General features: G+C 55.5%; 20 protein-coding genes. 12 read left to right on the top strand and 8 right to left on the bottom strand.

Annotated elements, in window-relative coordinates; genetic code table 11:
* Positions 1-33 precede the first annotated feature (33 nt).
* From fmt to PMYSY11_RS00085, 4 genes are all read left to right on the top strand, one after another.
* Positions 34-975 (top strand): methionyl-tRNA formyltransferase, encoded by a 942-nt coding sequence (gene fmt, locus PMYSY11_RS00100; RefSeq protein WP_150547986.1) that lies wholly within the window; start codon positions 34-36, stop codon positions 973-975.
* Entirely contained in the window at positions 972-2285 is a 1314-nt protein-coding gene (gene rsmB, locus PMYSY11_RS00095) for a 16S rRNA (cytosine(967)-C(5))-methyltransferase RsmB (RefSeq protein WP_150547985.1), read from the top strand. Before fmt ends, rsmB begins: the two co-directional genes overlap by 4 nt.
* A 13-nt stretch (positions 2286-2298) precedes the next feature.
* Positions 2299-3672 (top strand): Trk system potassium transporter TrkA, encoded by a 1374-nt coding sequence (gene trkA, locus PMYSY11_RS00090; RefSeq protein WP_069900071.1) that lies wholly within the window; start codon positions 2299-2301, stop codon positions 3670-3672.
* Positions 3673-4295: 623 nt separating this feature from the next.
* Positions 4296-4616 (top strand): tetratricopeptide repeat protein, encoded by a 321-nt coding sequence (locus PMYSY11_RS00085; RefSeq protein ID WP_150547984.1) that lies wholly within the window; start codon positions 4296-4298, stop codon positions 4614-4616.
* Positions 4617-4693: 77 nt separating this feature from the next.
* On the opposite strand, the gene PMYSY11_RS00080 is transcribed toward PMYSY11_RS00085, so the two are convergent.
* The 4 genes from PMYSY11_RS00080 to PMYSY11_RS00065 form a co-directional block, all read right to left on the bottom strand.
* Positions 4694-5347 (bottom strand): 7-cyano-7-deazaguanine/7-aminomethyl-7-deazaguanine transporter, encoded by a 654-nt coding sequence (locus PMYSY11_RS00080; RefSeq protein WP_150547983.1) that lies wholly within the window; start codon positions 5345-5347, stop codon positions 4694-4696.
* 128 nt (positions 5348-5475) lie between these two features.
* Positions 5476-5739 carry a PilZ domain-containing protein gene (locus PMYSY11_RS00075; RefSeq protein ID WP_090512541.1) on the bottom strand — a complete coding sequence of 88 codons (264 nt, stop codon included), beginning with the start codon at positions 5737-5739 and terminating at the stop codon, positions 5476-5478.
* A 120-nt stretch (positions 5740-5859) separates the two neighbouring features.
* Entirely contained in the window at positions 5860-6747 is an 888-nt protein-coding gene (locus PMYSY11_RS00070; RefSeq protein WP_069900067.1) for a lysophospholipid acyltransferase, read from the bottom strand.
* Positions 6748-6813: 66 nt separating this feature from the next.
* Entirely contained in the window at positions 6814-7368 is a 555-nt protein-coding gene (locus tag PMYSY11_RS00065) for a DNA-3-methyladenine glycosylase I (protein ID WP_150547982.1), read from the bottom strand.
* Positions 7369-7452: 84 nt separating this feature from the next.
* Here PMYSY11_RS00065 and glyQ point away from each other — a divergent pair, with 84 nt between their 5' ends.
* From glyQ to PMYSY11_RS00025, 8 genes are all read left to right on the top strand, one after another.
* Complete coding sequence (glyQ, locus tag PMYSY11_RS00060) at positions 7453-8445, top strand: glycine--tRNA ligase subunit alpha (RefSeq protein WP_069900122.1); 993 nt, start codon at positions 7453-7455, stop codon at positions 8443-8445.
* A complete protein-coding gene (gene glyS / locus PMYSY11_RS00055; RefSeq protein ID WP_150547981.1) occupies positions 8442-10496 on the top strand; it encodes a glycine--tRNA ligase subunit beta in 2055 nt (684 codons plus the stop codon). Before glyQ ends, glyS begins: the two co-directional genes overlap by 4 nt.
* Before the next feature lie 65 nt (positions 10497-10561).
* The gene (gene gmhB / locus PMYSY11_RS00050) at positions 10562-11095 is read left to right on the top strand and encodes a D-glycero-beta-D-manno-heptose 1,7-bisphosphate 7-phosphatase (protein ID WP_090512535.1); all 534 of its coding nucleotides are present in this window, start codon (positions 10562-10564) and stop codon (positions 11093-11095) included.
* Positions 11096-11127: 32 nt separating this feature from the next.
* The gene (locus tag PMYSY11_RS00045; protein ID WP_090512532.1) at positions 11128-11904 is read left to right on the top strand and encodes a lysophospholipid acyltransferase family protein; all 777 of its coding nucleotides are present in this window, start codon (positions 11128-11130) and stop codon (positions 11902-11904) included.
* A 1177-nt stretch (positions 11905-13081) separates the two neighbouring features.
* Positions 13082-14614 (top strand): OmpA family protein, encoded by a 1533-nt coding sequence (locus tag PMYSY11_RS00040; protein WP_150547980.1) that lies wholly within the window; start codon positions 13082-13084, stop codon positions 14612-14614.
* A 21-nt stretch (positions 14615-14635) separates the two neighbouring features.
* Positions 14636-16390 carry a hypothetical protein gene (locus PMYSY11_RS00035; RefSeq protein WP_239655512.1) on the top strand — a complete coding sequence of 585 codons (1755 nt, stop codon included), beginning with the start codon at positions 14636-14638 and terminating at the stop codon, positions 16388-16390.
* The gene (locus PMYSY11_RS00030) at positions 16387-17220 is read left to right on the top strand and encodes a hypothetical protein (RefSeq protein ID WP_150547979.1); all 834 of its coding nucleotides are present in this window, start codon (positions 16387-16389) and stop codon (positions 17218-17220) included. The genes PMYSY11_RS00035 and PMYSY11_RS00030 overlap by 4 nt, the downstream gene beginning before the upstream one ends.
* A gap of 331 nt (positions 17221-17551) precedes the next feature.
* Entirely contained in the window at positions 17552-17887 is a 336-nt protein-coding gene (locus PMYSY11_RS00025) for a hypothetical protein (RefSeq protein ID WP_150547978.1), read from the top strand.
* A 205-nt stretch (positions 17888-18092) separates the two neighbouring features.
* On the opposite strand, the gene gyrB is transcribed toward PMYSY11_RS00025, so the two are convergent.
* The 4 genes from gyrB to dnaA all read right to left on the bottom strand — a co-directional run bounded on the left by gyrB (position 18093) and on the right by dnaA (position 24334).
* Complete coding sequence (gene gyrB, locus PMYSY11_RS00020) at positions 18093-20510, bottom strand: DNA topoisomerase (ATP-hydrolyzing) subunit B (RefSeq protein WP_069900054.1); 2418 nt, start codon at positions 20508-20510, stop codon at positions 18093-18095.
* Positions 20511-20514: 4 nt separating this feature from the next.
* Positions 20515-21618 carry a DNA replication/repair protein RecF gene (gene recF, locus PMYSY11_RS00015; RefSeq protein WP_090512528.1) on the bottom strand — a complete coding sequence of 368 codons (1104 nt, stop codon included), beginning with the start codon at positions 21616-21618 and terminating at the stop codon, positions 20515-20517.
* A 7-nt stretch (positions 21619-21625) separates the two neighbouring features.
* Complete coding sequence (dnaN, locus tag PMYSY11_RS00010; protein ID WP_069900052.1) at positions 21626-22729, bottom strand: DNA polymerase III subunit beta; 1104 nt, start codon at positions 22727-22729, stop codon at positions 21626-21628.
* Positions 22730-22831: 102 nt separating this feature from the next.
* On the bottom strand, positions 22832-24334 hold the full coding sequence (gene dnaA / locus PMYSY11_RS00005; protein WP_090512526.1) for a chromosomal replication initiator protein DnaA: 1503 nt from the start codon (positions 24332-24334) through the stop codon (positions 22832-22834).
* Positions 24335-24355: the final 21 nt, after the last annotated feature.

The following is a 24355-nucleotide window of genomic DNA, read 5'->3' as shown; positions in this document are numbered from 1 at the left end:
TGCGTGCAAGCCTTGTCCATCTAGCGAGCCCACATGACTGAAGCACTGCGTATTGTCTTTGCCGGTACTCCGGAATTCGCCGCCGAGCATCTGAAAGCCCTGCTTGGCACATCTCATCGGATTGTTGCGGTTTACACCCAGCCAGATCGCCCGGCTGGCCGCGGGCAGAAGCTTATGCCGAGCCCGGTCAAACAGCTGGCGCTTGAACACGACATTCCGGTCTATCAGCCACAAACCCTGCGCGATGCGGATGCTCAGGCCGAGCTGGCCAGCTTGCAGGCCGACTTGATGGTGGTGGTCGCTTACGGGCTGATCCTGCCGCAAGTAGTGCTCGATACGCCGCGTTTGGGCTGTATCAACAGTCATGCCTCGTTGCTGCCACGCTGGCGTGGGGCTGCGCCGATCCAGCGCGCGATTGAGGCCGGTGACAGCGAGTCCGGGGTTACTGTGATGCAGATGGAAGCGGGCCTCGATACTGGCCCGATGCTGCTCAAGACACATACCCCGATCAGCGCCGAAGACACCGGCGGCAGCCTGCATGACCGGCTTGCCAGCCTTGGCCCGGCTGCCGTGATCGAAGCGATTGCAGGCCTCGCGGCAGGCACGCTGAAAGGCGAAGTGCAAAATGATGCGCTGGCCACCTATGCGCACAAGCTTAATAAGGAACAGGCACAGCTCGACTGGTCGCGTCCGGCCGTTGAGCTGGAACTGTTGATCCGTGCATTCAACCCTTGGCCGATCTGCCAGAGCAGCCTCAATGGCGCAGCGCTCAAAGTGCATGCCGCCAAACTAGGCGAGGGCAGTGGCAAGCCAGGTGAAATTCTCGCCGCCAGTAAAGAAGGCCTGACGGTCGCTTGCGGCAGCGGCGCGCTGTTGCTGACCCGACTGCAATTGCCCGGCGGCAAGGCGCTGAACTTCGCCGACTTGTACAACAGCCGTCGTGACCAATTCGCCATCGGCACGGTGCTCGCATGAATCCGCGTCTGGCTGCAGCCCGCGCCCTGAGTGCGGTTCTATCCGGCAAAGCTTCGCTGGGCAGCAGCCTGCCGCCACAACTCGACAAGGTTGAACCACGCGATCGCGGCCTGACTCAAGAGCTGGCATTCGGCACGGCGCGCTGGGAGCCAAGGCTTTCGGCGCTGGCCGAGAAGCTTTTGCAGAAACCGTTCAAGGCCGCCGACAAGGACGTCGAGGCCTTGTTGCTGGTCGGCCTGTATCAGTTGCTCTACACACGCATTCCCGCGCACGCCGCCTTGGGTGAAACCGTGGGTTGCGCCGACAAACTGAAAAAGCCCTGGGCCAAGGGTTTGCTCAACGCCGTGTTGCGCCGTGCCCAACGTGAAGCCGAGCCACTGCTGGCGGAAATGGAACGCGACCCGATGGTGCGCACCGCGCATCCGCGCTGGCTGCAAAAGGCCCTCAAAGCCCATTGGCCCGAGCACTGGGAAGCGATTTGCGCGGCCAACAATGCGCATCCTCCGCTGATGCTGCGGGTTAATCGCCGCCACGGCAGCCGCGATGACTATCTGCAACAACTGCAAGCAGCCGGTATCGAAGCAACCGCCTGCACTTTCAGCCGCGATGGCATTCGTCTGATTCAAGCCTGCGATGTCACCACCCTGCCCGGGTTTGCCGAAGGCCACGTCAGCGTGCAGGACGAAGCCGCGCAACTGGCGGCAGACTTGCTCGATCTGGCGCCGGGGCAACGCGTACTCGACGCCTGCTGCGCTCCGGGCGGAAAAACCTGCCATATCCTCGAAGCCGAGCCCGAGCTGGCTGGCGTGGTGGCGATAGACCTCGAAGCCAAGCGGCTGGTGCGCGTTCGCGAAAACCTCGCGCGCCTCAAGCTCGACGCCGAATTGATCGCCGCCGACGGCCGTGATGTCAGCAAATGGTGGGACGGCAAGCCGTTCCAGCGGATTCTGCTCGACGCGCCCTGTTCGGCCACCGGCGTGATTCGTCGCCATCCGGACATCAAACTGGCGCGCAAAGCCGAAGACATTGCCCCGCTGGCGCATCTTCAGGGCGAGTTGCTTGACGCACTGTGGCCAACGCTGGCGGTTGGCGGCATCATGCTCTACGCCACATGCTCGACCCTGCCGACCGAGAACAGCGAAACCATCGCGGCCTTCCTTGAACGCACGCCGGGTGCACGCGAACTGGATATTGCCGGGCCATTTGGCCTGCAGCAGCCACACGGTCGACAATTGTTGGCGCAAATGGACGGCCACGACGGCTTCTACTATGCCAAGCTGATCAAAATCGCCGCGACTCCTCGCGGCTGAGGAAAGGAAACGGATGAAAATCATCATTCTCGGCGCCGGTCAGGTTGGCGGCACACTGGCAGAGCATCTGGCCAGTGAAGCCAATGACATTACCGTTGTGGACACCGATGGCGACCGCTTGCGCGACCTCGGTGATCGTCTGGATATTCGTACCGTACAAGGCCGTGGCTCATTCCCGACCGTGCTGCGTCAGGCTGGCGCGGATGATGCCGACATGTTGGTGGCCGTGACCAACAGTGACGAGATCAACATGATCGCCTGTCAGGTGGCCTACACCCTTTTCCACACCCCGACCAAGATTGCCCGTGTCCGCGAAGCGGCTTATCTGAGCCGCAGCGGGCTGTTCGATAACGAGGCGATCCCGGTCGATGTACTGATCAGCCCCGAGCAAGTGGTGACCAACTACATCAAGCGCCTGATTGAACATCCGGGCGCGTTGCAGGTGATCGACTTCGCCGAAGGCAAGGCGCAGTTGGTGGCAGTCAAAGCGTATTACGGTGGCCCGCTGGTGGGTCAGCAACTGCGTCAGCTGCGCGAGCACATGCCCAATGTCGACACCCGCGTTGCCGCTATTTTCCGCCGCAACCGGCCGATCATTCCGAAGGGCGACACGGTCATCGAGGCTGACGACGAGGTGTTCTTCATCGCCGCCCGTGCCCACATTCGTGCGGTCATGAGCGAAATGCGTCGTCTTGAAGACAGCTACAAGAAGATTGTGATCGCCGGTGGTGGCCACATTGGCGAACGTCTGGCCGAGGCCATCGAAAGCCGCTATCAGGTCAAAATCATCGAGATGAATCCGGCGCGTTGCCGCTATTTGTCAGAGACGCTGGATAACACCATTGTCCTGCAGGGCAGTGCCTCCGACCGCGACCTGCTGGTTGAAGAGAACATCAACGACGCGGATATCTTCCTGGCGCTGACCAACGACGACGAAGCCAACATCATGTCGTCCTTGCTGGCCAAGCGCATGGGCGCGCGCAAGGTGATGACACTTATCAACAACCCGGCCTATGTGGATCTGGTGCAAGGCGGCGATATCGACATCGCCATCAGCCCGCAGCTGGCAACCATCGGCACCTTGCTGACCCACGTGCGCCGTGGCGACATCGAAAGCGTGCACTCGCTGCGCCGGGGTGCGGCCGAGGCCATCGAGGCAATTGCTCACGGCGACGCCAAATCGAGCAAGGTTATTGGCCGGGCCATTCGCGACATTACCCTGCCGCCCGGCACCACCATCGGCGCGATTATCCGTGAAGATGAAGTGTTGATCGCCCACGACATTACCGTGATCGAAAGCGGCGACCACATCATCCTGTTCCTCGTCGACAAGAAGTACATCCGTGATGTTGAAAGCCTGTTCCAGGTGGGTTTGACGTTCTTCTAAGGCGATGCCGGTTGTGGTGTGTGAGGTGTGACGCCTCGATCGCCATGACGGATTGCCTCCTGCGGGGCTATCCATCCTCCAATTTGTGGGTCGCGTCTGTTGGGGGGGTGGATAAATCGCGGGTTGCTCCGTCGTGTTGTGGATAATCTCTTCGACGATGGCATCTGCACTTTTCGAATTGTTGGATTAATCGCCATGACGGATTGCCGCCTTTGGGGGCTATCCATCCTCCGGTTTGTGGGTTGCGCCTGATCGGGGATGGATAAATCGCGGGTTAATTCGGCGTGTTGTGGATAAATCTCATCGGCGATGGCATCGGCATTTTCGTATCGTTGGGATAATCGCCATGGCGGATTGCCGCCTTCGGCGGCTATCCATCCTCCGGTTTGTGGGCCGCGCCGTCTGGAGGATGGATAAACCGCAGGTTAATCCGTCGTGTTGTGGATAACTTTCTCCGACGATGGCATGTGCATTTTTGAATCGTTGGATTAATCGTCATGACGGATTGCCGCCTTCGGCAGCTATCCATCCTCCAATTTTGGGGTCGTGTCGGTCCGGAGGATGGATAAACCGCAGGTTAATCCGTCATGCTGTGGATAACGCTCACGACTGTTGGAGTTTGCATGCTCGAATCTCTTGAAAAGATGCTCGATAAAGGCGTCGATAATGCGTTGCTGCGCTTTGGGCTGGGCAAGGGTTATCTGGATGCCGGCGATTGCGCACGGGCGATTGAACACCTGCAACGCTGCGTAGCATTTGATCCCAACTACTCCGCCGCCTGGAAGCTACTGGGCAAGGCGCTGCAAGCCGACGGCCAGACCGACGCGGCGCGAAAGGCGTGGGAGCAGGGTGTGGCGGCCGCTCAGGCACATGGCGACAAGCAGGCTGAGAAGGAAATGAGTGTGTTTATGCGCAAGCTGGATAAAGCCAACAACCTGTCTTGAAGCGCAGCCCGCATCGTCCATAAAGCAAAAAGCCCGGCCGAGGTAACTCAGGCCGGGCTTTTTCTTGGCTGATCGACTCAGGTCGCCGGGACGGTTCTTCCGGCCAGCAACTTGGCAATCGCGCCGAGCAAAATGCCGTATAGCGGCAAGAACAGCACCAGGCTCACGGTGAGCTTGATGGCGTAATCGACACTGGCGATCTCCACCCAATGCTCGGCCATAAACGGATCGCTGCTCTGCCAGAAGGCGATAGAGAAGAATATGAAGGTGTCGAGCAGGTTACCCAGAATGGTCGAGGCGGTTGGCGCAACCCACCACTGACGCAGGCGACGCATGCGGTCGAACACCTGAATATCGAGCAACTGGCCGAACACATAGGCGCAGAAACTGGCCAACGCGATGCGACCGACAAATACGTTGAACTCCTGCAGCGCTGCAAAGCCTGCGAATGCAGCGTTCTGGAACAGCACGGAAACCACGTATGAGGCCACCAACGCCGGCAGCATAACGCGGGCAATCACCTTGCGCGCCGGGCCTTTGCCGAGCAGGCGAACGGTGAGGTCGGTTGCCAGAAAGATAAACGGAAAGCTGAACGCGCCCCACGTGGTGTGCCAGCCGAAAATGGTAATCGGCAACTGCACCAGGTAGTTACTGGCGATGATGATAAGAATATGAAACGCGATTAACGCGACCAACGCGGGGCGTCGGATCGTACTCAACGAAGTCTGCATGTCAGGCCTTTTTGGATGTTATGGGGTGAGGGAACCCATTGCGCTCGGGCTGGTTAGCCAAACGAGCGCGGCATTCTAGCCAATTCCTGACCTTGAGGATAGCTTTCGTACAATAAACGGATAATTGGTCACGTCAGGATGAAACGTAACCCGGCGCCTTCTGCATCGATGCGGATGACTTCCATCTCCAGGATCGGCGCTTCGACAGGCATATCCTGCACCTGCCCAGTGACCCGGTCACCTTTGTTGAGCCCCGCCATCTCCGGATGCTTGATGTAAACACCGGCATCTGAAAGGTCACGCGTCTGGGCGATCAGCTCGCCAAAACTCGGATGGCAGATTTTGATACGGCAGTTCATCGCCGTGCGAGGGTGCTGGCGTTGGTTAGACATAGCGGGTCCGTGCTCAAGGTGAACCTATTTAATAACCGAAAGCGTCATTTATGCACAGTATTAGCTATAAAAAAGGCGCCTGATTCGGCGCCTTTTGACTAACAGCTCAAATTTTTCCGCTCAATACCAGCGCGCCTCACCTTCGGGGCGTTTCTTGAAGCGCTTCATGGTCCACATGTACTGGCTTGGATAAGCCCGAACATAGCGGCCAATCACCTCGCTCATGGCCGCCACGCTAACGGCGATGTCGTCGCTGTACATGCCTTCTGGCGCGGCTTCGAGAATCACTTTATAGCCGCTGCCATCTTCAAGGCGCAGTGCATGCAGGAACACGCCAACGGCTTTGCCGCCGGTCAGCATGCTCGGTACAAATTTGCTGGTAAGTGCAACGGTGCCCAGAAACGGCACGAACACACCGCTGGACAAGCTCGGCTCGGGATCGGCAGGAATGCCCACAGAGCCACCTTTGCGCACCTCTTTAATCACACTGAGGATGCCTTCCTTGGTTGAGGCGGCTACACGGTTGCCCATCTGCACGCGCTGCTTTTGCAGCAACTCGTCCACCGCCTTGAGCTTTGGCGGACGGTAAAAAATGATCGGTTTGCACTGCGCGCAGTAGAAGTGATTGAGCACTTCCCAGTTGCCCAGATGGCTGGTGATGCCGACCACGCCTTTACCGGATGCCAGCGCTTGCTCCAACACCTCAAGGCCTTCGACTTCGCGGATCAGACCAAGCGACTTCTTCGCCGGCCAGATCCATGCGCAAGCGCTCTCGGTCAGGGTTTTGCTGATGCCAACAAGCGTCTCGCCGAGCAGTTTTTCCTGCGCAGCGGCGTCCAGTTCGGGGAAGCACTTTTGCAGGTTGACGCGGGCAACCTCGCGCGAGCCGTTAGGTATTTTCAGCATCAGCCAGCCGATTGCAGCGCCGGTCGCTTGCACTGCGCGCCAGGGCAACAATGCAAACAGGCGCAGAAAGCCCACCACGAGCGCACCTTTGAACTTCTCCACAGATCACTCCAACAGGGTCAAAAGGTCTATTGTAACGCCCCGCGCCCCAAGCCGCTCAGGTGCGACTCACGCTTTGGCCAACTGTGGATAACGAAAGCAGTCGGTGGTGTGATCCATCACCATGCCGCTGGCCTGCATGAAGGCGTAGCAGATGGTTGGCCCGACAAAGTTGAACCCGGCCTTCTTCAACGCTTTGCTCATGGCCTCGGCAGGCGGTGTGATCGCCGGAACATCACCGCGCCCGGCAAAGTGATTGATCACCGGCTTGCCGCCGACAAACGACCACAGGTAACTCACCGGGTCTTCCAGCCTGAGCCAGGCCTGAGCGTTTTGCCGAACGGCCTTGAGCTTGAGGCGATTTCGCACAATGCCGGGGTCTTGCATCAGCACCTCGATTTCATCGTCGGTGAGTTGCGCCAGACGCTGAACATCAAAGCCATGCAGCACTTCGCGATAGCGCTCACGCTTTTTCAAAACAGTTATCCACGAAAGCCCCGCCTGAAACCCCTCAAGCAGAAGCAACTCGAAGAGCTTATCGGGGTCTGTTAAGGGCACACCCCATTCTTCATCGTGGTAAGCCATGTACAGCGGATCATCCGAACACCAAAAACAACGAGTCATAAGGCCTTCCCGGGCAAGTCCTGGCTACGTAGATTGCGCTATACTGCCGCCCTTTCTGTCGCAGCCAAAACAGGTGAATTTTTCGTGAGCCAGACTACGCCTGCCGTGCGCACCTTCCAAGATTTGATTCTCGCCCTGCAAAAATATTGGGCAGAGCAGGGCTGTGTTGTCTTGCAGCCCTACGATATGGAAGTCGGTGCTGGCACTTTCCACACCGCTACATTCTTGCGCGCTATTGGTCCTGAGACCTGGAACGCCGCCTATGTTCAGCCTAGCCGTCGCCCTGGCGATGGTCGTTATGGCGAAAACCCGAACCGTTTGCAGCACTACTACCAGTTTCAGGTGGTATTGAAGCCTAATCCGGAAAACTTCCAGGAACTTTATCTGGGCTCGTTGCAGGCCATTGGTATTGATCCGCTGGTGCACGACATTCGCTTCGTTGAAGACAACTGGGAATCGCCAACACTGGGCGCCTGGGGTCTGGGCTGGGAAATCTGGCTGAACGGCATGGAAGTCACCCAGTTCACCTACTTCCAGCAAGTCGGTGGCATCGAGTGCTATCCGGTGACCGGCGAGATCACTTACGGTCTTGAGCGTCTGGCCATGTACATTCAGGGCGTCGACTCGGTATATGACCTGGTGTGGGCGGACGGCCCGTTCGGCAAAGTGACTTACGGCGATGTGTTTCACCAGAACGAGGTAGAGCAGTCGACCTATAACTTCGAGCACGCCAACGTCGAAAAACTCTTCGAGCTGTTCGACTTCTATGAGTCCGAAGCCAACCGCCTGATCGAACTCGAGCTGCCGCTGCCGACCTATGAAATGGTGCTCAAGGCCTCGCACACGTTCAACCTGCTGGATGCACGCCGGGCGATCTCGGTTACCGCGCGTCAGCAGTACATTCTGCGCGTCCGGGCACTGGCTCGCGCCGTCGCCCAGAGTTATCTGCAAGCCCGCGCCAAACTTGGCTTCCCGCTGGCAACCGATGAGCTGCGTGACGAAGTACTGGCCAAGATGATGGAAGCAGGTCTCCTGCAAGATGAAGCACAGAGCAACACCGCGGAGGCTGCAGAATGAGTGCACAAGATTTTCTGGTTGAACTGGGCACCGAAGAGCTGCCACCCAAAGCCCTGAAAACCCTGGGTCAGGCGTTTCTGGCCGGCGTTGAAAAAGGCCTCAAGGCTGCCGGCCTGAACTACACCGCCTCTCGCTACTACGCCGCACCACGCCGCCTGGCCGTTCTGGTAAGCCAGCTCGATACCCATCAGCCAGACCGCGTGATGAATCTCGACGGCCCGCCAATGCAGGCTGCGTTCGATGCCAATGGCAACCCGACTGCCGCTGCGCTGGGCTTCGCCAAGAAGTGCTGCGTGGACCTGTCTGAAATCGACACCAGCGGCCCCAAGCTGCGCTATAGCCAGTCGATTGCCGGTAAAACCGCCGCCAGTTTGCTGCCGGAAATCGTTGAGACTTCGCTCAATGAATTGCCGATCCCCAAGCGCATGCGCTGGGGTGCACGCCGCACAGAATTCGTCCGCCCGACTCAGTGGCTGGTAATGCTGTTTGGTGATGACGTGCTCGACTGCGAAATCCTCACGCAGACAGCCGGACGCGTTTCGCGCGGCCATCGCTTCCACCACAATCAAGACGTGACCATCAACGCGCCGGCCAGCTACGCCGAAGACCTGCGCAATGCACGGGTTATCGCCGACTTTGACGAGCGTCGCGAGCAAATCAGCAAGCGCATCGAACAACTCGCCAGCGAGCAGAATGGCACTGCCATCGTGCCGCCGGCCTTGCTCGACGAAGTCAGTGCGCTGGTCGAGTGGCCGGTGCCGCTGGTGTGCTCGTTCGAGGAACGCTTCCTGGAAGTGCCACAAGAAGCCCTGATTACCACCATGCAGGACAACCAGAAGTATTTCTGCCTGCTGGATGCTGAAGGCAAGTTGCTGCCTCGCTTTATCACCGTGGCCAACGTCGAAAGCACAGACCCTGCGCAAATCATCTCGGGTAACGAGAAAGTTGTGCGTCCGCGCCTCACCGACGCCGAGTTCTTCTTCAAGCAAGACAAGAAGCAGAAGCTCGAAACCTTCAACCAGCGCCTCGCCAACGTGGTATTCCAGGCCCAGCTCGGCTCGGTCTACGACAAAGCTCAGCGCGTCTCGGTTCTGGCTGGTTACATTGCCGAGCGTATCGGCAGTAACGCGGCGTGGGCGGCACGTGCCGGCCTGCTCTCGAAGTGCGATTTGGCCAGCGAGATGGTCGGCGAATTCCCTGAAATGCAAGGCATCGCCGGTTACTACTACGCCAAGCACGACGGCGAGCCGGGTGATGTGGCTGTCGCGCTGAACGAGCAATACATGCCTCGCGGTGCGGGCGCAGAGCTGCCGGCCACCCTCACCGGTGCAGCCGTTGCGCTGGCAGACAAGCTCGACACACTGGTCGGTATTTTCGGTATCGGCATGCTGCCAACCGGCAGCAAAGATCCGTACGCACTGCGTCGTGCGGCGCTTGGCGTGCTGCGTATCCTGATCGAGAAGGACCTGGAGCTGAATCTGGTCGAGGCGATTGCGTTCTCCATCAAGCAGTTCGGCGGCAAGATCAAGGCAGACGGTCTGGCTGCTCAGGTTCAGGACTTCATCTTCGACCGCCTGCGTGCGCGCTACGAAGACGAAGGCGTGGAAGTGGCGGTGTATCAAGCGGTACGTGCGGTCAATCCGGTGTCTCCGCTGGACTTCGACCAACGCGTACAAGCGGTGCAGTCGTTCCGCAAGTTGCCGGAGGCCGAAGCACTGGCTGCCGCCAACAAGCGGGTATCGAACATTTTGAGCAAAGCCGACGGCCAAATTGCCCCAAGCATTGCCGCTCATTACTTCGACACCCCGAGCGAGTTCACCCTCAACGCGGCTATCCAGCAAGCCGAACAGGCGGTGCTGCCACTGGCGAAAAACCGTCAGTACAGCGAAGCACTGGCCAAGTTGGCAAGCCTGCGCGGGCCTGTGGATAACTTCTTCGAGACTGTTCTGGTCAACGCCGAAGATGCAAGCGTACGTGCCAACCGCTACGCATTGCTGGCCAAGTTGCGCGGCTTGTTCCTCGGTGTCGCGGATATCTCCGTCCTGGGCTAAGCCTTAATTGCGTCCGTCATCGCTGTTCCCGGCGAGGGCGGACACAATGCTGTGTGAGCACGTGCATGAAACTACTGATTCTCGATCGTGACGGCGTCATCAACCATGACTCCGACGACTATATAAAATGCCTTGAAGAGTGGATCCCAATCGAAAGCTCGATTGAGGCCATTGCTCGCCTGTCCAAAGCTGGCTGGACCGTGGCTGTCGCTACCAACCAGTCAGGTATTGCCCGTGGCTATTATGGCCTCGATGCGCTCGAAGCCATGCATGGCCGGCTGAATGAGCTGGTGGCAGAGCAGGGCGGCGAAGTCGGGCTTATTGTTTACTGCCCGCATGGCCCGAACGACGGTTGCGATTGCCGCAAACCCAAACCGGGCATGCTCCAGCAGATTGCAGAGCACTACGACACCCGCCTCGAAGGCATCTGGTTTGTAGGGGATAGCAGTGGTGACCTGGAAGCGGCAAAGGCCGTCGACTGTCAGCCAGTGTTGGTAAAAACCGGCAAAGGTCTACGCACGCTGGCAAAAGGATTGCCAGCAGGAACCTTGATCTTCGATGACCTGGCAGCAGTTGCTGCCCAGCTCCTCAACTCATAAAGCAGGCTCTGCCTGCGACGGTAAAAGCTCTTATGTCGATACTGCGGGCCATACAAATATTTCTGTTCTACTTCCTTCTGGCTACCACCTCGTTCATATGGTGCACCATCAGCGTTTTCGTCGCGCCGTTCCTGCCGTTCCGTCAACGCTATCGTTTCGTTAACCAAGCCTGGTGCACAGTGGCTGTGTGGCTCGCCAAAGTCGTAGTTGGCATCAACTATGAAGTCAAAGGCATGGAAAATATCCCGGACAAGCCCTGCGTAATCCTTTCCCGCCACCAGAGCACATGGGAAACCTTCTTCCTCTCGGCCCTGTTCGAACCCCTCAGCCAGGTACTAAAACGCGAACTGTTGTACGTACCGTTTTTCGGCTGGGCCATGGCCATGCTCAAGCCTATCGCCATCGACCGCAGCAACCCCAAAGCCGCACTCAAGCAGCTCGCCAAACAAGGCCACGAACGCTTGGAGCAGGGCTGCTGGGTTCTGGTTTTCCCTGAAGGCACACGGATTCCATCCGGGCAGATCGGCAAATTCTCACGCGGCGGCGCCTCATTGGCGGTGAACGCCAACCTGCCGGTTCTGCCAATCGCGCATGACGCCGGCAAGTACTGGCCAAAACAAGGCTGGGATAAAAATCCTGGCACCGTACAAGTGGTGATTGGCCCGCTGATGCACGCCGAAGGCACCGGCCCTCGCGCCATCGCCGAGCTCAACGACCGGGCATTCGCCTGGGTGTGTCAGGCGCAAAAAGACATCGGTTGCCTGCCAGCAGACGCCACGGCCACAACAGCAGCCCCAGAAAAAGGCTAAACGCCGTTCCAATCCTCAGCGCAGAGCAACTCTGTGCTGAGCGCAAAACCCCCTCACACTCAAAACGCCAAAGCCTGGGCAGAGCATCTCCAAACCCAGATCAGCAAACACTGCCTGCACGCTTCTTATCTGGCTATCAGCGTGCGCCGATACGTCGCGCTTGGGCGTGGAGTCATGTGGCGCGGCTGTTACCTCGCCATACACCACTATTGTGACCGATCTGTTACCTCGGCCAATTCAGGCGTAACCGATTCGGGTGGGAAGGGAACACTATTGCTAAATATTCGTTCAACCAAATCAGGCATGATTACGTAAACCCTTGTTTTTAAAGGTATTACAAAAACTGGCACGGCAAATGCTTTGTTAGTGGTACAACAACAATAAGATCAGCAACAAAAAACCTAACGAATCTGACATAAAAACAACAACAGGCCAGATGAGTAGCAAACAGATTTTTTTGGAAAGGGTTAGCTTTTTCCGGGTAACACGGCAATCAGATCGAAAATAATAAAACTACCTGAAGGTAGCTGGACTGATTGGATCAACCCAGATTCTGGAGCGACAAGAGTAATACCAGCATCCAAAAAAATACGTTTTCCTTGGATCCAGATGGATCAACGAACAGTTAGGCAACAGCGATCAAAATAAAAACAATAGATCGAAATAATAAAAACAGCGCTAAAGCATTATTTGAAGGGAGCCTCGGCTCCCTTCATTGCTTTCAGAACCCCGTAAAACTCCCCCCCGCCTCAGATCCTCTCTAGCTGCAATTTAATGCTGCCTAACAATATCTGACGCCCGCAGATACGCATCTCAGATAGCTTGTAATGCGCGTTACATAAAAAAGCGAACCTCTGCTCGGTCAAGGCGTTATCGCCTCATACGCCCCAGCCTGAAGGTCGTGTGATGTGCCGCTGACAATTAGGTTTTAGAGCGGCTCACATATGGGGTGATTGAATCGCGGGAATAACAAACACCCTCTGATTCTTGATTGCTAAATTCTAGAGCAATAACGCCTGACGCATATCTCCTTGGCAGTTCTATACACCTTCAAATGGGCAAAGAAAACCTGCCGACGAATGGTTATGGTGGCCTTTTGATATATCCCGTTGTAAATTCCCCACCTCAATAAGCGTCAAATAGCCAACGCCAATATTTAGATCGGCAAGGAGCCGTCATGCAAAAAACGTTTCGCCTTACAGCGCTGAGTTGCGCTTTCCTCACTGCAGCAGGTTGCTCCAGCCAGCAGGTTCAAAGCCTTAAAGACTCTGCAAATACATTAGGCAAGGATTACGGAATGGCCGTACTTTGCGGAGTTGGCATTGTGGGTGGGGCCGCTGCGGGTTTCGCGATCAATGGGGAAAAAGGTGCAATAGCTGGCGGCGCCGTTGGTGCTGCTCTAGGTTGTGCCCTTGGTTATGTCTGGCAGTCACGCCTGAAAGAACTTGACCGCATTGCCAAGGAAGAAAACTTGAAAATCACTACAGAGCAACTGACTGTTGCTTCAAGTGCAGTAGTGACTTCGGTGCCTAAAGACGCAGGTTTGGTAACTCAGATCGAAGACAATGGCATGTTTTCCTCAGGTTCTGATCAACTCACTACAGATGGCCAGCGAGCGGTTACTAAGCTGGCAAATATGTATTCCAAAGCTAAATCTTCCAACCAGCAATCCGCCGCAAAAGAACTTCAAGAGAGGCGCTTGCTGGTGGTTGGTCATAGCGATGCAACCGGCAGCAGCGAATTTAACCAAAAGCTATCTGAGCGACGCGCCAAAACCGTTGGAAGGTTGCTTATGCAGGCCGGCATTCCTGCAAGCTCTATTTACTACCAGGGTGCGGGATCTTCACGCCCGATTGCAGATAACAGCGACCCTTTCACGCGAGGCCAGAACCGCCGGGTTGAGATTGTCGAGCTAGCCAATGAGCAGGCTCTGGTGATGCGAGCACAGTCTGAAGCTGGAAATACAAAGTACCTGCAATACGGAACATCTACAGCCAAACCTAAACTGGCAACTGCGCATCAAGCTACAAAGCCTAAAGCTGAGAATTCACCGAAAATTGTTCAGAAATCCAGTACTGAACCCGCGACTACCGCACCTTCCACTTCTGCTCTTCCAATAAATAAGCCGAAACCCGCAGTCGACTTCGCAGGCCAACCTGCCGATGCGTACAGCTGGTCCATGGCGCAGAACATCAAGCCTAAGCAGAGTGGCTTTGAATTGATCGGTACCGCGCACGCAAGCGATATGCCTATGGCCAGCTGTGAGGCCGATATGCCACGTAATGCCGGTGAAGTACTGAGTTTGGCAGACGGCACACCGCTAAAGCGTCACGCAACCAAAGATTACTTACCGGGATACAACAACCGTGTTTGGGCCAACACAGTTAACGGACATCTGGTAACAGTGTCACCGGTCTCTATCCTGCGCGAAAACGCACAAGTTGATCGCCAGCCAATCCTGCAAGTAGTTGAAAACTACGACAAAAATACTAAAAACAAAGCTCAAACGATTAAAGCGCTGGCAAACACCTACGAAGGTGAAAGCCAAGTGCTCTATCGAGTGTTCGCCACTGACACAAAAGCATCAGTTTCCTGCATGGACCTCGTGTTCAGTAAAGGCAACGCCACAGTGACCGAGGGCGCGCTGTTCTATGCAGCAGGCTCCGAAGCTTATGTCACGTCCTACATGCCAATTCCTGCCACCAAATAAACAAAGTCACGGAAGTCCGAAATGGAAGACTTATCCTTAGCTGCACTTAAATCACTGATTCTCGCTCATCAAATGCTCACAACAGGCATCCTAACGTTGCTTGCGAGCGCCGTTCTGGTCTGGAAATACTGGGAGCAAGTGTCCTATTTCCTGCTTCGCATTTGGCACAGTTTCCCCCTGATTGGCACCGTCGCCCGCCTTTCACGCAAGCCTTCATCCGTTGATAGCGATGGATGGATTAACCATGAAGTTAAGCTTGCCGGTGATTACTACCAAGAATTTAAGAAGTACATGAAAGGCCCTAATGCCTATAACGCCTCACTCGACTATCTTGCCAAGGCCGGTGAAGCTGGCCGTTCGCCTCGACCAGCCTGGGTTCTGTTTCTGGTTGTGGGTCTGGTGCTGATCGAGGCGATGGGTTTCGCCTATGTGCTTGCCGGCTGGATGAACATGGATGCGTCTACCAATGATCGTCATTTGCTGACGGCTGGTACGGCCATTTTGCTGGCTGTTGCCTCTGCAATTTTCGCCGAAGCGGCAGGCCATACCGTGCACCACAACACCTTGATTTCTCGAGCACGCCACTGGTGGCAGGGAGAAGAGACAAGCAAACGCTCGCGCAGCCTAAAAGCAAGCCGAGCAATCAATCTGGAAGACTCGCTATCTGATAGCAACAGTCCTGACTATGAACAGCTGCTGACACGTGTAAAAGATGTTAACTCCAACGTTTCACGCAAGTTTCTCTGGCTCATTGTCTGTGGTGTTTTCGTCGCATGTATGGCCATTGGCGCCTTTGTCGTGCGCTCCGCCACACTCGACAGCATCGAGACAGAGATGGTCAACAGCATGCGTGTAGAAGCTTCTGCACAAAATGACAGCAGCTTCGGCTCGCCATTCGATCTTCCAGAAGAATCGCAGGCCATCAACGACGAAGCTCAGGAAGCGACTATCGAAGACAAAATGGCAGCCATTCGCCAGGCCAGTTTGACGACATACATTATGTTGTCGTTGATTTATATCGCTATTCAAGGGATCAGTATCTGGCTGGCCAGTCGGTATTACTTTGCCGGCACACACTCGTACACGGCATGGCGCCTGACACATAAGTACGCAACGGCAGAAGAAATGATGGACGCCATGGAGCAAAAGCGTATTGCCATCGCCAGCCATGCGGACGACAAGCTGCGTCGGTTACAGACTCTGCTATCTAGCCGCGACCAAACCAGCTCAAGTGTGCTCAGCGCGTTGGATGGCACGGAGACGTCACACCGTAATTTCCTTGCCTATGTGAAGTACAAAGCGGACAAGGTTACGCAAAAAACTGTAAGTTCTGAGGCTCTAACTCCGACTAAAGCGCCTGTCGAAACAGTCACCGTGATCGAGGCTGAGGCGCCTGTAGTGGCCAAGACTGAACCCGCTGTCGCGATGAACTCTGCTGAGCTGCCTGATGTAACGAGTCTCTCAGAAGAAAGCCTGACAACCGGCAGTCCTATACAAGCTGAACCGATTGCCCTGGCGCCGGAACAAACTCAAATACCTGCCGGCACAGCCACTGTGGTCGATGTCCAAGCGCCTTTGGTCGCGAAAACTGAACCCAATGCAACGATTAAAGCCTCTGATTTCCCTGATGTAACAGGTGTCTCAGATGAGAGCCTGGCAGTCACCAGTCGTGCGCTGGATATCTCAGAGGAACAACTGCGTGAATATCGCGAGCAGCAGCTAGCTCTTAAAGCGCTGGGCCTTTTTCCTGCCAAGAAAGAGGAAGCAATGTCGTGAAAACTGCCAAGGCATTGATCCTTGCACTAGCGCTGCCTTGTGCAGCGTTAGCGGCTGAACGCAACGATCTGCAAAGCTGCTATACGCGCAGTGGTCTAACCGAATTAAAACCCGCGAGTAGCGGTCGCGAGCTGGTAGTCATCATCGACCAAACAATTCCGATGCCAGAGGACTTGCAGCGTAACAGCTGGGGACAAATTGATCGCTTCGTGAAGGCCGGTGATCGCGTCAAGCTCTACACTTTTTCGGCATTTCTACCAGGTGAATATTTACGCCTAGCCTATGCCGGTGAGCTTGATATGCCGCTTGAAGGAGAGGTACGTGATGACGTGAATATGCGTAAGTTACGCAGCCTCGATCTGTGTCTCAGCACTCAGAAAAAAGCCTTCCAGAGTGGCTTTGGCCAGCAGTTTGTCAAAGGTCTTCGTGACGCTCGGCAAGATATTCCTAAAAGCGAAATCATGAACTCACTGCACAAAGTGGGTGAGGACATGCAACGCGAGCAAGGCGTACATGAGCGTGTAGTCCTGCTGATCTCGGACATGCTTGAACACTCTGAATACACCAGCTTTTACGCAGCTAATCAGATCAAGCAGCTCAATGTCAGTAAAGAGCTCCAACTTGCTCAAAGCAAAGGGCTATTCGCTGACCTGCAAGGTTCTCGTGTTTACGTCTCTGGCGCGGGCCTGGTCACAGACTCGGTTAAGCACGCTTACAGGTCTGGTAAGACTATGGATGCGCTTAACAGTTTCTGGTCTCAGTATCTAAGTGCATCTAATGCAACTTTATCTGGATTCGGAACCCCCAGTTTGAGCACAGACCTTCGCTGAAGCCGGTATTGCGCTCATACCTCATTCGGACAGCATGACTCCAACGTTCGAGGTATGAGCATCCATCGCAGCTCATCACGGCGAGATGCCTGAAAGGTACCTGGCTGTTGATACAACAGCCGCAGCGCATGCTTTTTACAGGTGAAGTTGCAATCAGTGCACATGGCGAGTGTGGACCCATCGTTGAGCGTCAACATGAACACACTCTCCAACAGCACATTTTCTACCCTATCAAATTTGGCGGTACACGCTCTGAATCCTCCCAAAATGGGCGACAGGCGATTATCCCTGTACAGGCCAAATCATAAGATTCAACATCTAAGAGGTTTTCATGGAAGTAATACGTAATTCATTTCAAGCAGGCCTTATCACAGTAGCGGCTCTACTTGCGGGGTGCGGCGGCGGGGCCCCTAGCGTTGAAGACGCTCAAGCGGCTCTGATGGCTGATATCAATGATTCTATGGCTGCAGCAAAGAGTATGGGGCTTAAGATCAATCTCACCGACATGATCAAAGTTAAAGATGTAAAGAACTGCGAAGAGTCACGCGATGACGTTTTCCAGTGCAGCGTTGAAGCCACAGCCAAAATGTTTGGAGTAGAAAAGACGTCGGTATCAACCATCAGCTTTACAAAGAACAGTGAGGGCGAGTGGCGAGCTGTCCAATAACCCTTCAGCAAGATTCTGTTATGTACAGCTCGCCCACGGTCATAGCACTTCGAATTGCTTTGGGTGAGCGGTGTTACTGGTTAATCCCAAGTTAACTAGCTATAGCTGCCATCCTACGCTGCATAAAAAACCCAGACGCCTCTCGGCAATCTGGGTTTTTTATTTATAGGGGGAGGCAATTAACTCTGCCCACCTACATACATCATCAAACGTCCAGGTTAGAAACCGCCAGAGCGTTGGTCTCGATGAAGTCACGGCGTGGTTCTACTTCGTCGCCCATCAGGGTGTTGAAGATCTGATCCGCGGCAATGGCGTCTTCGATGCGCACTTTGAGCATGCGGCGTACGTCTGGGTCCATTGTGGTTTCCCAGAGTTGGTCCGGGTTCATTTCGCCGAGACCTTTGTAGCGCTGGATGCTATGGCGTTTGGTGCTTTCAGTCATCAACCAGTTCAGGGCTTCCTTGAAGGTGGTTACCGGCTTCTTGCGCTCGCCACGCTGCACGTAGGCACCTTCTTCGAGCAGGCTGTTGATCTGATCGCCAAGGCTGGTGACAGTCTTGTAATCGTTGCTGGCGAAGAAGTCGCGGTTGAACACGATGTAGCTGGAGTTACCGTGCGAGATCAGCTCGATCTCCGGCAGCCACAGGTGACGCTCAGTGTCCTCATGCAGGCGTGTCTTATAAACCAGGCCCGACTTCTCCATGGTTTTGAGACGAGCTTCAAACTGGCTGAGCCAGATTTCCATCATGCCTTTATCTGCCAGTTGCTCAACGCTAACGCCAGACAGATAGACGAAGTGCTCGGTCAGCTCCATAGGGTACAGGCGCGACAAACGCTTGAGGGTCTTCATCACCAGGCGGTAATCGTTAACCAGACGCTCCAGCGCTTCACCAGCAAGGCCAGGGGCGCCTTCGTTCACGTGCAGGCTGGCGTCTTCAAGAGCCGACTGAGTCATGTATTCTTCCATGGCCTCGTCGTCTTTGATGTACTGCTCCTGCTTACCGCGCTTCACTTTATACAACGGTGGTTGAGCAATGTAGATGTAGCCGCGCTCAACCAGCTCCGGCAACTGACGGAAGAAGAATGTCAGGAGCAGGGTACGAATGTGCGAACCGTCGACGTCAGCATCGGTCATGATGATGATGTTGTGATAACGCAGTTTGTCGATGTTGTATTCCTCACGGCCGATACCACAGCCGAGAGCGGTGATCAGCGTGCCGACTTCTTGCGATGAGATCATCTTGTCGAAGCGCGCTTTCTCGACGTTGAGGATCTTACCCTTCAACGGCAGGATCGCTTGAGTCTTGCGGTTACGGCCCTGCTTAGCAGAACCGCCCGCGGAGTCCCCTTCCACTATGTAGAGTTCAGAGAGGGCAGGGTCCTTCTCTTGGCAGTCGGCCAGTTTGCCCGGCAAACCTGCGATATCCAGCGCACCTTTACGGCGGGTCATTTCGCGGGCTTTACGCGCCGCTTCACGGGCACGCGCAGCGTCGATCATCTTGCCGACGACGGCTTTGGCTTCGTTGGGGTTTTCCAACAGGAAGTCAGAGAAGTACTTGCCCATCTCTTGTTCAACTGCAGTCTTAACCTCGGACGATACCAGCTTGTCTTTGGTCTGCGAGCTGAACTTGGGGTCCGGTACTTTTACCGAAATGATTGCGGTCAGGCCTTCACGGGCGTCATCGCCAGTGGTTGCGATTTTGTGTTTCTTGGCCAGGCCTTCCTGCTCAATGTAAGCATTGAGGTTACGGGTGAGGGCAGAACGGAAACCCGCGAGGTGCGTACCACCGTCGCGCTGTGGAATGTTGTTGGTGAAGCACAACAGGTTCTCATTGAAGCTGTCGTTCCACTGCAGGGCGACTTCTACGCCCACGCCATCGTCACGCTGAACGGTGAAGTGGAATACTTGGTTGACTGCGGTCTTGTTCTGGTTTAGGTACTCAACGAACGCGCGCAGACCACCTTCATACTTGAACAGCTCTTCCTTACCGCTGCGTTCGTCTTTGAGGACGATACCCACACCCGAGTTAAGGAACGACAGTTCGCGCAGACGTTTAGCCAGAATGTCCCAGCTGAAGTGGATGTTGGCGAAGGTATCTTCAGATGGCTTGAAGTGGATCTGCGTGCCGCTGGTATCGGTATCGCCTACTGCTGCAATGGGCGCCTGTGGCACGCCATGGAAATAGGTCTGCTCCCAGATCTTGCCGGCACGGCGAATGGTCATCACCAGCTCTTTGGAGAGTGCGTTTACTACCGAAACACCCACACCGTGCAAGCCACCCGACACCTTGTAGCTGTTGTCGTCGAACTTACCGCCGGCGTGCAACACGGTCATGATGACCTCAGCTGCAGAGACGCCTTCTTCCTTATGGATGTCCACCGGAATGCCGCGACCGTTGTCGCGAACAGTGATCGACTCGTCCGGATGGATGGTGATAGTGATCTCGCTGCAATGGCCAGCCAACGCTTCGTCGATCGAGTTATCCACCACCTCGAACACCATGTGGTGCAGACCGCTGCCATCGTCGGTGTCACCGATGTACATACCAGGTCGCTTGCGTACGGCATCCAGGCCTTTTAGGACCTTGATGTTATTGGAGTCGTACGTTTGGTTTTCGCTCATGCCTTCACTCCTGGTGGTCGTGGGTCTGGGTGATGCTGCCGTGTTCCACGTGGAACATGGCAACTGGCGTTTCCGTGCGCCAGCCTTCCCGCAACAATTCATGGTCTACACAGGTGATAAACACCTGGCAGTTCAAGTCTTCTAACAAACGGCACAAAGCGCGGCGATGGTGCTCATCCAGTTCTGACGGTAAGTCATCCACCAGATAGATACATTGGCCACGCTTGGCCTTTTCAACTAAGTGGCCTTGCGCAATACGCAACGCACAAACAACTAATTTTTGCTGGCCTCGTGAGAGGATGTCAGCGGCGTTATGTGCGCCTAAACGCAATCTCAAATCGGCGCGCTGTGGACCAGATTGAGTATGTCCCATCTGCTGGTCACGAGGCAGTGAAGTAGCCAGTACTTCCTGTAGCTCGCGATCCTTGTCCCAACCCCGGTAATAACTCAGCGTCAAACCTTCCAGCTCGACCAACTCACTCAGGGTCTTTTCAAACACCGGTTTCAGCGCTTGAATATAGGCGCGCCTATACGTGTCTATCTCGTCGCTGGCGAGGCACAGTTCCCTGTCCCAGGCCGCTTGTGACGCGGCGTCAAGTGTACCATGCCGGAGCCATGAGTTCCGCTGTCTGAGGGCCTTCTGCAAGCGTTGCCATGCAGACATGAATCGAGGTTCCACGTGGAACACTCCCCAATCGAGAAACTGCCGACGAATCTTTGGCGCGCCTTCGAGCAAGCGGAAACTATCCGGATTAATCAATTGCAGCGGCAACGTCTCAGCAAGCTGGGCGGCGCTGCGTGCATTCTGACCGTCGATACGAATTTGAAACTCGCCCTGGCGCTCGCGTGAAACTCCCAGACTGCTTAAACGACCATCGGCCAACTGCACTTGGCCGAACACTGTGCACACAGGCTGTTCGTATTGGATAACCGGGAGCAGGCGTGCGCTGCGAAATGACCGCGCTAAACCGAGAAGATGAATGGCTTCAAGCAGGCTGGTTTTACCGCTGCCGTTGGCGCCATGAAGGATGTTGATTCGCGGGGAGGGGGAGATTGTCACCGGGTGCAGATTACGCACCGCGGTGACAGTGACGCGGCTTAAGGACATTGAGTGGTTACAGGCGCATCGGCATAACGACGTAAGCAGAGTCGTCGTTGTCTGCCTCTTGCACCAATGCGCTGCTGTTCGAGTCGGACAGAATCAAACGCACCTGATCGGTTGTCATCACGCCCAGCACATCAAGCAAGTAGCTGACATTGAAACCGATCTCCAACGAGCTGCCGTTGTAATCAACTGCAATCTCTTCTTCAGCTTCTTCTTGCTCAGGGTTGTTGGCCTGAATTTTTAGCTGGCCTTCTGCAAGCTGCAGGCGGATACCGCGATACTTTTCATTCGACAAAATAGCGGTACGGCTGAACGCTTCACGCAGACCCTGACGATCTGCAACCACCAGCTTATCGCCACCGCGTGGTAATACGCGCTCGTAATCCGGGAATTTGCCGTCAACCAGCTTGGAAGTGAAGGTGAACTCACCGGTGGTTGCACGGATGTGATGCTGACCCAGAACGATGCTGACCATGCCATCTTGCTCGGTGAGCAAACGCGCGAGTTCGAGGATACCTTTGCGCGGCACAATCACTTGGTGGCGATCCGCCTGACCAATCTCAGCCTGCATCGAGCACATCGCCAGACGGTGGCCGTCGGTTGCTACAGCGCGCAGCACACCGCTTTGTACTTCTAGCAGCATGCCGTTGAGGTAGTAGCGAACATCTTGCTGAGCCATTGCGAAGCTGGTGCGTTCAATCAGGCGGCGCAATTTGCTCTGCACCAGATTGAACGTCAGTGAGCCTGGGCCTTCCTCGACAGTCGGGAAGTCGTTGGCAGGCAAGGTCGACAGACTGAAACGACTGCGCCCGGCTTTAACCAGCAGCTTCTGATCTTCCACGCGGATATCGATCAGGGCATCGCTCGGCAAGCTCTTGCAGATATCCATCAGCTTGCGCGCAGGCACGGTGATTTCACCTGGCTCTGCAGCGTCTTCGAGCGCTACGCGGCCCACCAGTTCGACCTCAAGGTCAGTACCGGTCAGCGACAGCTGCTGGTCTTCAACGACCAACAGTACGTTAGAGAGAACCGGCAAGGTCTGACGGCGTTCAACTACGCCGGCGACTAGTTGCAGGGGTTTCAACAGGGCTTCGCGTTGAATTGTAAAATGCATGGTCTAGTCCCTTGCCTCGTGAAATTGCGATACGAATTCTAAGAGTCTGTTGTAGGCCTACTGCGTTACTTGCGCCAGTAACGGGCCAGGCAACAGCCTTGGTTAAGTAGTCAGTGTTCGCAGTAGATTCTTGTAGTCTTCGCGGATGTCCGCGTCGGATTCCCTAAGTTCAGCAATCTTGCGGCAAGCATGCAACACCGTTGTGTGGTCACGACCGCCAAACGCATCACCAATCTCCGGCAAACTGTGGTTCGTGAGTTCTTTCGACAACGCCATCGCCACCTGACGAGGCCGTGCAATCGAACGTGAACGACGCTTGGACAGCAAGTCGGAGATCTTAATCTTGTAATACTCAGCAGCCGTACGCTGAATATTATCAATGCTAACCAGCTTATCTTGAAGTGCCAGAAGGTCCTTTAGCGACTCACGAATCAACTCAATCGTAATATCACGGCCCATGAAGTGGGAGTGCGCAATAACACGTTTGAGTGCACCTTCAAGTTCACGCACGTTGGAGCGGATGCGTTGTGCAATAAAGAAGGCAGCATCGTGCGGCAGATCAACTTTTGCCTGATCAGCTTTCTTCATCAGAATCGCAACACGGGTTTCAAGCTCGGGCGGCTCGACCGCAACGGTCAGGCCCCAACCGAAACGCGATTTCAGACGCTCTTCAAGCCCTTCAATTTCTTTCGGATAACGGTCACTGGTAAGAATGACCTGCTGACCGCCTTCAAGCAGGGCGTTGAACGTGTGGAAAAACTCTTCCTGTGAACGCTCTTTCTTGGCAAAGAATTGAATATCGTCGATCAGCAACGCGTCCACCGAGCGGTAGAAGCGCTTGAATTCGTTGATAGCGTTGAGCTGCAACGCCTTGACCATGTCCGCAACAAAACGCTCCGAGTGCAGGTAAACAACCTTGGCGTTCGGATTCTTCTGCAGCAAATGGTTACCCACAGCGTGCATAAGGTGGGTTTTACCCAAGCCGACGCCGCCGTAAAGGAACAGCGGGTTGTAGCCGTGCTTTGGATTATCGGCAACCTGCCAGGCTGCAGCGCGGGCCAATTGGTTGGATTTACCCTCAACGAAGTTGTCGAAGGTAAAGGTGCGATTGAGGTAGCTGGTGTGCTTCAGCGCACCCTCAACCTGTACCGAGCGTTCATGGCGCTGCGGCTGCTGAGCCGGAGGCTGAGTCCCACCGCCCTGTGCCATGGTGTCGAACCGCGAACGTGACGGGTCCGACTCTTGTGGCTCGTTATACACAGGCTCCTGGCGTTCGGGCTGAACCGGCTCAGGTGCTTTTGGCTGCGGAGCAGGTGGTTGCTGCACGGGCGCCTGAGGAGCCAGACGCGGAGCAGGGCTGCGGCGGCTGCCTATTAATAAGGAAAGAGCAGGCGCATGGCCGTCCGAGCGCTCGTTCAACAACTCGAGTAAGCGGCCTACATACTTTTCATTGACCCAGTCGAGCACAAAACGGTTCGGTGCATAGACACGAAGCTCGTCGCCTTGGGCTTCAACTTGTAATGGACGTATCCAGGTGTTGAATTGCTGAGCAGGCAGTTCATCGCGCAGAAGCTCTACGCACTGCTGCCAAAGTTCCACAGACACTGATATCCCCTAAATCGTATG

The organism is Pseudomonas marincola (assembly GCF_900682675.2).
GTDB lineage: Bacteria > Pseudomonadota > Gammaproteobacteria > Pseudomonadales > Pseudomonadaceae > Aquipseudomonas > Aquipseudomonas marincola.
This window is presented reverse-complemented; position numbering and strand designations above follow the sequence as displayed.

Coding starts and splice junctions, on each gene's coding strand:
- fmt (WP_150547986.1), top strand. CDS start 34: ATGACTGAAGCACTGCGTATTGTCTTTGCCGGTACTCCGGAATTCGCC.
- rsmB (WP_150547985.1), top strand. CDS start 972: ATGAATCCGCGTCTGGCTGCAGCCCGCGCCCTGAGTGCGGTTCTATCC.
- trkA (WP_069900071.1), top strand. CDS start 2,299: ATGAAAATCATCATTCTCGGCGCCGGTCAGGTTGGCGGCACACTGGCA.
- PMYSY11_RS00085 (WP_150547984.1), top strand. CDS start 4,296: ATGCTCGAATCTCTTGAAAAGATGCTCGATAAAGGCGTCGATAATGCG.
- PMYSY11_RS00080 (WP_150547983.1), bottom strand. CDS start 5,347: ATGCAGACTTCGTTGAGTACGATCCGACGCCCCGCGTTGGTCGCGTTA.
- PMYSY11_RS00075 (WP_090512541.1), bottom strand. CDS start 5,739: ATGTCTAACCAACGCCAGCACCCTCGCACGGCGATGAACTGCCGTATC.
- PMYSY11_RS00065 (WP_150547982.1), bottom strand. CDS start 7,368: ATGACTCGTTGTTTTTGGTGTTCGGATGATCCGCTGTACATGGCTTAC.
- glyS (WP_150547981.1), top strand. CDS start 8,442: ATGAGTGCACAAGATTTTCTGGTTGAACTGGGCACCGAAGAGCTGCCA.
- gmhB (WP_090512535.1), top strand. CDS start 10,562: ATGAAACTACTGATTCTCGATCGTGACGGCGTCATCAACCATGACTCC.
- PMYSY11_RS00045 (WP_090512532.1), top strand. CDS start 11,128: ATGTCGATACTGCGGGCCATACAAATATTTCTGTTCTACTTCCTTCTG.
- PMYSY11_RS00040 (WP_150547980.1), top strand. CDS start 13,082: ATGCAAAAAACGTTTCGCCTTACAGCGCTGAGTTGCGCTTTCCTCACT.
- PMYSY11_RS00035 (WP_239655512.1), top strand. CDS start 14,636: ATGGAAGACTTATCCTTAGCTGCACTTAAATCACTGATTCTCGCTCAT.
- PMYSY11_RS00025 (WP_150547978.1), top strand. CDS start 17,552: ATGGAAGTAATACGTAATTCATTTCAAGCAGGCCTTATCACAGTAGCG.
- gyrB (WP_069900054.1), bottom strand. CDS start 20,510: ATGAGCGAAAACCAAACGTACGACTCCAATAACATCAAGGTCCTAAAA.
- recF (WP_090512528.1), bottom strand. CDS start 21,618: ATGTCCTTAAGCCGCGTCACTGTCACCGCGGTGCGTAATCTGCACCCG.
- dnaN (WP_069900052.1), bottom strand. CDS start 22,729: ATGCATTTTACAATTCAACGCGAAGCCCTGTTGAAACCCCTGCAACTA.